This is a genomic window from Vibrio profundi, from assembly GCF_043642225.1.
Taxonomy (GTDB): Bacteria; Pseudomonadota; Gammaproteobacteria; order Enterobacterales; family Vibrionaceae; genus Vibrio; species Vibrio profundi_A.
Map to the genome: position 1 here is coordinate 380,899 of NZ_JBHZSF010000003.1, position 6,463 is coordinate 387,361.

A 6,463-nucleotide genomic window follows, 5' to 3' on the forward strand; every position below is an offset into this window, starting at 1 on the left:
GCCTCCTAATCGCTAATGTTTGTTACAAAGCGAGAGTAGATTGTCTCTAAATTACTTATAACTATATCTTGGCCTAAAATTGGCTTTAGAGCCAATTGCTTTGTTAAGACTTGGACTGAAAGTGTTGATAAGCAGAACGTCGCGGTTTCCCTATGGCTAATATGCCAAGGTTCGATAGCGACACCGCCTAAATCTTCTCTGTATGGAAAATAAAACCCATGTCGCTCTAGGTTGGCACGCAGCCACTGATAAAACTCTTGCTGATGGCCCTTTTGGTATTCCCACGGTTCCAATTTAAGTTGAGTATCATTAGGGAGTAAATTTCGAGCAAATACATCGAAATCGCAACCCCAATGATGGCGACTAGCACCAGGAAGAGCGGACCATCGTAAAATAGAAAATAGTTTCTCTTGGTCATCTAAAGAGTCAGCCTTAATAGGCTGACTGTGAGAATCCAAAATGGGTGTTTTACCTGAAAATTTATTATTCCAGATTAATCGTTGTCTTTCGAAATCTCGAAAACCACTGGCGACCTCGAGTTTAAAGCTGGCAGACTGAGCAGCATCGACCAAACTTAACAAATCTTGCTCAACCTTAGGGTGGACTAGGAAAGACTTACTTCCCACCATTACATCGGTTAGGTGACTTTGTGTTTGGCCAGTGAGCTGCTCTGGAGTCATGCTATTTCCCAAATAAGTTTTGAAGCGTTTGCTGGTACATCTTGGTTAACTTCTCAAGATCATCCACTTTTACGCACTCATTAACTTTGTGAATGGTCGCATTAACAGGGCCTAGTTCGACAACTTGTCCGCCCATGCGCGCAATAAAGCGACCATCGGAGGTGCCCCCAGTCGTCAGTAAGGCTGGTTTTACTTCATTAACACTGTCGACAGCATCGACAACAGCATCAAGTAATGCGCCAGTGTCGGTTAGGAACGGGTCGCCATTGAACGTCCATTTCAAGTCGTATTCAAAATCGTACTTGTTCAACGTAGACGTTACGCGCTCAACAATCTTGTCGTTACAAAGTTCAGTACTGAATCGTAGATTGAATTGAACATTAAACTCACCAGGAATGACATTTGATGCTCCTGTCCCTGCACTTACGTTTGGAATTTGGAAGCTTGTTGGTGGGAAGTAGTCATTACCTTTATCCCACTCTGTCGTTGCTAGTTCATTAATCGCGAGCAATGAACTATGAACCGGGTTATTTGCTAGGTGCGGGTATGCAACATGGCCTTGAGTACCTTTAATGGTTAAATCACCAGTAATAGAGCCTCTACGTCCATTTTTAACCACGTCACCAACGTGTTCTGTACTTGATGGTTCACCAACGATACACATATCGATATTTTCACCGCGAGCCATCAATGTTTCTACTACTCGAACAGTACCATTGATAAATGGACCTTCTTCATCAGATGTGATTAAGAAGCCAATAGAGCCATCGTGATCCGGGTTTTCAGCGACAAATTGTTCTACAGCAACAATCATTGATGCCAGTGAGCCTTTCATATCTGCGGCGCCACGGCCATGGAGGTAATCGCCCACCATTGTTGGTTCAAATGGTGGAGTATCCCATTGCTCTACAGGGCCAGCAGGCACCACGTCGGTGTGACCTGCGAAAGCAAATAGTGGTCCTTTTGTCCCGCGACGAGCCCAGAAGTTAGTCGTGTCTTCAAACACCATGACTTCAATTTCAAAACCGATGGCTTTTAAGCGGTCAATCATTAAATCTTGGCAACCTGCATCTTCTGGTGTTACCGATTGACGGCTAATAAGATCTTTTGCCAGAGCCAAAGTAGGGCTATCTGTCATCCTTGAGTTCCTTAAATGTGTATCTAAAAATTATGAAAATATGGTGGTGTATTGATCAGCTTTGAATCCAATATGAAATTGTTCGCCAACTTTTAAAATTGGACGTTTGATCATCGCTGGGTTTTCTACCAATAAAGGAATTGCTGAGCTTTCGCTTAGCGTGTCTTTTTGTTCTTGGGTTAACTGGCGGTATGTTGTGCCACGTTTGTTAACGACCAGCTCCCAGCCTAGTTCAGAACAAAATGTTTGAACTAACGCTTCATCAATGCCTTGCTTGCGATAGTCGTGAAACTCAAAGGCAATGTTTTCAGCTTCAAGCCACTTTTTTGCTTTTTTGATTGTGTCGCAGTTTGGAATGCCGAACATAGTGATCGTCATGATTCTTCCTTTTGGTGATACTTTTCATTGTTATCGCTAAATCCTAACAGGAAGCCGAATTACAACCAAATTCGATGTGTAATATTTTACGCAATGAAAAAAAAGAGTAAGAAAATGTCACTTTCGGAGAGTTATTGATCAGCCTCAACACCTTTTAGCCCAAAAAAGAAATAATGACTCGGCACAGTTATAGGAGGTGTCAATGGAGTTGAGTCCTGTTTTTGCAAGGCGGCTATATTTAGCTTTGTTAGTGGAAAGCCTTGAACGGCCAAACGTGCCAAAACTCATCGAGAAAACGGGGTGGCCTCGTCGTACTATACAAGATGTACTCAAGGCATTACCGGGGATTGGTATTGAACTTATGTTTGTTCAAGATGGGCGGCGTCACAATGATGGTTACTATCAGTTATCTGACTGGGGGCCATTTGATAGCCAATGGGTGATCGAACGTAAAACTGATATAGCAATCAGTCTTGGATTTAGTGCATAAGCCAGCGAAAGCTGGCTTTTCTTTGGATGCTATTCCCGGTTAGGGCAATCGTAAGCGACACCGAGAATGGTAACCGACGTGGCAAAGTCCTGTGGAATAGAGAAAACCACGGTATTGGCTTGAAGTGACAGCGCATTATTTTTTACTTCGTTGACTGCGCCCTGGACTAAAGTATCGTTTGGGAAGAATAGATAACTATACCAATGCCCCTCACTGCCAGTGACCTCTCCTAGAAAGCGACAATCCGTAATATCCAAAGAGCCATGCAAATCGAGTTCGATGTTTTTTGCGTCCGCATGCATCGTTTTTGTGGGAGTTGTACACCCAATTAACGTAAGAAGTGTGAATATTAGAGATAGGGGTCTAAACATGGTTAAGCTCCTATATTGGACTGCTCTTATGATGAGAAGGTTAAGTAAGCAGCGAACGCTACCCAGCTCGCGATTAGTAAAATCCACGGTAGCTTAGCAGAATTTGACTGTGTAGGCGTTATGACTTCTTCGCTAATGGTTTCAGAACTATTCTCTTGAAGCTTTGCTTTCTGTTGCTTCTTTTTGGCTTTGTCTGCTTGTCGGTTTCTTTCTTTTTGTTGTTTCTTATAAAGCGCAATGCCTTTTTCAATACCTTGAGCGATGAGTTTAGTTTGCTCTTTTGTTTGGCTAGGCTTTTGAGTCGCTTTTGCAATTTTCATCGCTTCCTGTTGAGATTCAACAGAGGGCGTATTCGTTTTTCTTTTCATACTTCTATCGTAAAGTCGTCAGGGAAGTGTTTAAGATACCGCAATTTCTACCCAAATATCAGGAAATTGCGCTAAAGTGTTTTTTTAATTTTTTAGTGAAGTTTTTTGTGCGTTATTCCATCGAACAATATGATAAGAACGGCTTTCTCAAAGCACCCATTATGCTTTGGCTTGGTTGGATGTTTTTAGCTAAGGCTTGGGTCGTTTTTATTGTTGCCGGAGCAAGTAGGGACTCTGGAGCCAAAATACTTGAAATCGTTTACCCTGACCATTCTATGTTATATCTAGGTATCGCAATGGGAATACCTAGTATTCTACTAATGTGGCTGATAGGGCTAAGAAATGCTGATAGAAAGTGGATTAACCAGATTACTCGATGGGGAAGAGAAGTCACATTATTAGTGAGCGTATTGCAGTTGGGTCAGACCGCTTATCACGTTTACTTAGAAAACGGGGCATTTCGTTGGTCGAATGCGGTAGCGCTTGTCATACTACTGTGGCTATCACTATATCTATTTAAGAGCCGAACGGTTAGAGACTGTTTTGTCATTCCTAGCTTGGCGGCCGAAGAATCAAAAAGCGAATGATCGTTGTCAAAGCGCGATAATTATAAATAACTACACTGGCAAAAAAAGTAGAGGATTTCTTATGTCACAAGCTCAATCTGCAATTTTACCTGAAGCAGGCCCTTTTGCTCTTTATACTCAATTAAAAGTCACTAAACAGGCGGCTGAAGTATTAGCTCACCTGCAATCTTTACCTCAAATTGTAAATGAGCTTAATGATGCGCAGCCTGGTTCTGAACTTACGCTGTCGATCGCTTTCTCCAAGCAGTTTTGGGTGAACTTTGAACAGGTTGCTCCTGTTGAGCTTATCGACTTTCCTGAGCTTGGAGAGGGTGAGATTCATGCCCCTACGAGTAATGTCGATGTCTTGATTCATTGCCATTCAAACCGTCACGATTTGCACTTTTATGTATTAAGAAAGTTACTAGCTGAAGTGTCAGAGTTTGTTGAAATAGTCGATGAAACTTATGGTTATCGTTATCTAGATTCTCGAGATATGACTGATTTCGTTGATGGAACCGAAAACCCTAAAGCACAACAACGTGAAGAGGTTGCTATCGTTAAAGATGGTGAGTTTGCTGGTGGTAGTTATGTCATGGTTCAACGCTTTATTCACAACCTTCCGGCTTGGAATCGCCTCAATGTAGCGGCGCAGGAGAAAGTCGTTGGTAGAACGAAACCAGATTCTATCGAGTTAGAGGATGTGCCTGCGGCATCGCATGTTGGGCGTGTAGATATTAAAGAAGAAGGCAAGGGGTTAAAGATTGTACGCCATAGTTTGCCTTATGGTTCGGCTTCTGGTGAGCATGGCTTGTTGTTTATTGCGTATTGTAACAACCGCCACAATTTCGATGCCATGTTAGAGAGCATGTATGGTGTTACGGATGGTAAAACCGATCAGCTACTGCGATTCACTAAAGCTGTAACTGGTGCGTATTTCTTCGCTCCTTCTACTTCTATGCTGGGCGCGCTAACAATCAAATAGAGCTTTACGGATAACGTTTGAAATACAAGATTAAAAAAGGAGCATTTATTGCTCCTTTTTTGTTTAAGAAAAATCGCAACCTGCCGATAAAAACATAACTGAAAATTGTAAGTGACGTTTTGAATGGCAATAACTGTTAATACGAATGTTTCTGCATTGGTCGCACAGAGGAATCTCTCGAGTGCTACGCATATGCTGAACCAATCCTTGGAGCGTTTAGCTTCAGGGAATCGAATTAATAGTGCAAAAGATGACGCTGCAGGACTGCAGATTTCTAATCGCCTAGAATCACAAATGCGAGGGCTGGATGTTGCTGTCCGCAATGCGAATGATGGCATCTCTATCATGCAAACGGCAGAAGGGGCGATGAATGAAACCACGAATATCATGCAGAGAATGCGTGACTTATCACTCCAGTCGGCCAATGGTTCAAACAGTCAATCAGAGCGAATCGCTTTACAGGAAGAAATCTCTGCTTTAAATGATGAATTGAACAGAATTGCTGAAACGACCTCTTTTGGTGGAAAAAAGCTTTTAAATGGGAGTTTTGGCAGTACAGCATTTCAAATTGGTGCTGCGTCTGGAGAAGCCGTACAAGTTGAACTCAAAAACATGCGGACCGATAGCCTAGATATGGGGGGCTTTAGTTATATTGCCAATGGCATAGCTAATGATAACTGGTCGGTATCTAGCGGTAAGCGCGAACTCTCTATGAGTTTTATTGACCGGTTTGGTCAAGAACAGACGCTTTCCATAGAAGCAAAGGTTGGCGACGACATAGAAGAAGTTGCAACTTTTATTAACGGGCAAACGGATCTCGTCTCTGCGTCTGTTAATGATAAAGGACAACTTCAAGTCTATATGTCAGGCGAAGAAACATCAGGGACGATTTCATTTTCAGGCGGGTTGGCCGACGAGCTTTCAATGTCATTAAGTGCTTACGAATCAGTAGATAACATAGATATTACCGATGTGGGTGGGGCGCAAAGGGCTGTGTCTATATTAGATACCGCTATGAAGTACGTTGACAGCCATCGAGCGGAGTTGGGTGCATATCAAAACCGTTTTGGTCATGCGATCAATAACCTTGAAAATGTCCACGAAAATCTTGCATCGTCGAACAGTCGTATAAAAGATACTGACTATGCCAAAGAAACAACTCAAATGATCAAGCAACAGATCCTCCAGCAAGTTAGCACTTCAATCCTAGCTCAAGCGAAGCAGGCTCCTAACCTTGCTTTGACTCTGTTAGGGTAGTGATTCGCCGTCGACACCGATCTTAATTACTTTAGCGATATTTATAATAAATTTTGAATTATAAGCTTTTCATCACACATACCTATCTATCTGCGTCTTTTTACAAATTTATTTAAATAAAGCCCTAAAGAATCCAAAAATACCGCCGTTATAAAAAGTAACTTTGAGAGAACTACTTGGTTTTCCGAGACGTCGGAAACCGCTACACCGGAAAATCAATTGGAGAAATC

The 6,463-nt window shown here is 42.3% G+C and carries 9 protein-coding genes; 4 read left to right on the plus strand and 5 right to left on the minus strand.

The features are described from left to right. Positions 1-5 precede the first annotated feature (5 nt). The 3 genes from ACHUFI_RS08335 to ACHUFI_RS08345 are packed head-to-tail and all read right to left on the minus strand — an operon-like array spanning position 6 to position 2,196. Complete coding sequence (locus ACHUFI_RS08335; protein ID WP_394248062.1) at positions 6-680, minus strand: M15 family metallopeptidase; 675 nt, start codon at positions 678-680, stop codon at positions 6-8. A gap of 1 nt (position 681) precedes the next feature. After that, positions 682-1,818, minus strand: coding sequence for a succinyl-diaminopimelate desuccinylase (dapE, locus tag ACHUFI_RS08340; protein WP_394248064.1), 1,137 nt, complete (start codon positions 1,816-1,818; stop codon positions 682-684). Positions 1,819-1,848: 30 nt separating this feature from the next. After that, positions 1,849-2,196 carry an ArsC family reductase gene (locus ACHUFI_RS08345; RefSeq protein ID WP_394248066.1) on the minus strand — a complete coding sequence of 116 codons (348 nt, stop codon included), beginning with the start codon at positions 2,194-2,196 and terminating at the stop codon, positions 1,849-1,851. Between the two features lie 202 nt (positions 2,197-2,398). On the opposite strand from ACHUFI_RS08345, the gene ACHUFI_RS08350 reads away from it, so the two are divergent. Then, positions 2,399-2,686 (plus strand): winged helix-turn-helix domain-containing protein, encoded by a 288-nt coding sequence (locus ACHUFI_RS08350; RefSeq protein ID WP_137355650.1) that lies wholly within the window; start codon positions 2,399-2,401, stop codon positions 2,684-2,686. Between the two features lie 29 nt (positions 2,687-2,715). Here ACHUFI_RS08350 and ACHUFI_RS08355 read toward each other — a convergent pair whose 3' ends face one another. Next, a complete protein-coding gene (locus ACHUFI_RS08355) occupies positions 2,716-3,057 on the minus strand; it encodes a DUF4156 domain-containing protein (protein WP_394248068.1) in 342 nt (113 codons plus the stop codon). A 26-nt stretch (positions 3,058-3,083) separates the two neighbouring features. Beyond that, complete coding sequence (locus ACHUFI_RS08360) at positions 3,084-3,425, minus strand: DUF2956 domain-containing protein (protein ID WP_394248070.1); 342 nt, start codon at positions 3,423-3,425, stop codon at positions 3,084-3,086. Between the two features lie 107 nt (positions 3,426-3,532). Between ACHUFI_RS08360 and ACHUFI_RS08365 the strand changes: the two genes are divergently transcribed. The 3 genes from ACHUFI_RS08365 (at position 3,533) to ACHUFI_RS08375 (ending at position 6,233) form a co-directional block, all read left to right on the plus strand. Further along, positions 3,533-4,012 carry a DUF2919 domain-containing protein gene (locus tag ACHUFI_RS08365; protein WP_394248072.1) on the plus strand — a complete coding sequence of 160 codons (480 nt, stop codon included), beginning with the start codon at positions 3,533-3,535 and terminating at the stop codon, positions 4,010-4,012. Positions 4,013-4,073: 61 nt separating this feature from the next. Further along, positions 4,074-4,976, plus strand: coding sequence for a Dyp-type peroxidase (locus ACHUFI_RS08370; protein ID WP_394248074.1), 903 nt, complete (start codon positions 4,074-4,076; stop codon positions 4,974-4,976). Positions 4,977-5,099: 123 nt separating this feature from the next. Then, positions 5,100-6,233 (plus strand): flagellin, encoded by a 1,134-nt coding sequence (locus ACHUFI_RS08375; protein ID WP_394248076.1) that lies wholly within the window; start codon positions 5,100-5,102, stop codon positions 6,231-6,233. The last annotated feature ends 230 nt before the right edge of the window (positions 6,234-6,463 follow it).

Excerpts from the sequence above, each read along its gene's own strand:
- ACHUFI_RS08335 (WP_394248062.1), bottom strand. The coding sequence starts at position 680 with ATGACTCCAGAGCAGCTCACTGGCCAAACACAAAGTCACCTAACCGAT.
- dapE (WP_394248064.1), bottom strand. The coding sequence starts at position 1,818 with ATGACAGATAGCCCTACTTTGGCTCTGGCAAAAGATCTTATTAGCCGT.
- ACHUFI_RS08345 (WP_394248066.1), bottom strand. The coding sequence starts at position 2,196 with ATGACGATCACTATGTTCGGCATTCCAAACTGCGACACAATCAAAAAA.
- ACHUFI_RS08350 (WP_137355650.1), top strand. The coding sequence starts at position 2,399 with ATGGAGTTGAGTCCTGTTTTTGCAAGGCGGCTATATTTAGCTTTGTTA.
- ACHUFI_RS08355 (WP_394248068.1), bottom strand. The coding sequence starts at position 3,057 with ATGTTTAGACCCCTATCTCTAATATTCACACTTCTTACGTTAATTGGG.
- ACHUFI_RS08360 (WP_394248070.1), bottom strand. The coding sequence starts at position 3,425 with ATGAAAAGAAAAACGAATACGCCCTCTGTTGAATCTCAACAGGAAGCG.
- ACHUFI_RS08370 (WP_394248074.1), top strand. The coding sequence starts at position 4,074 with ATGTCACAAGCTCAATCTGCAATTTTACCTGAAGCAGGCCCTTTTGCT.
- ACHUFI_RS08375 (WP_394248076.1), top strand. The coding sequence starts at position 5,100 with ATGGCAATAACTGTTAATACGAATGTTTCTGCATTGGTCGCACAGAGG.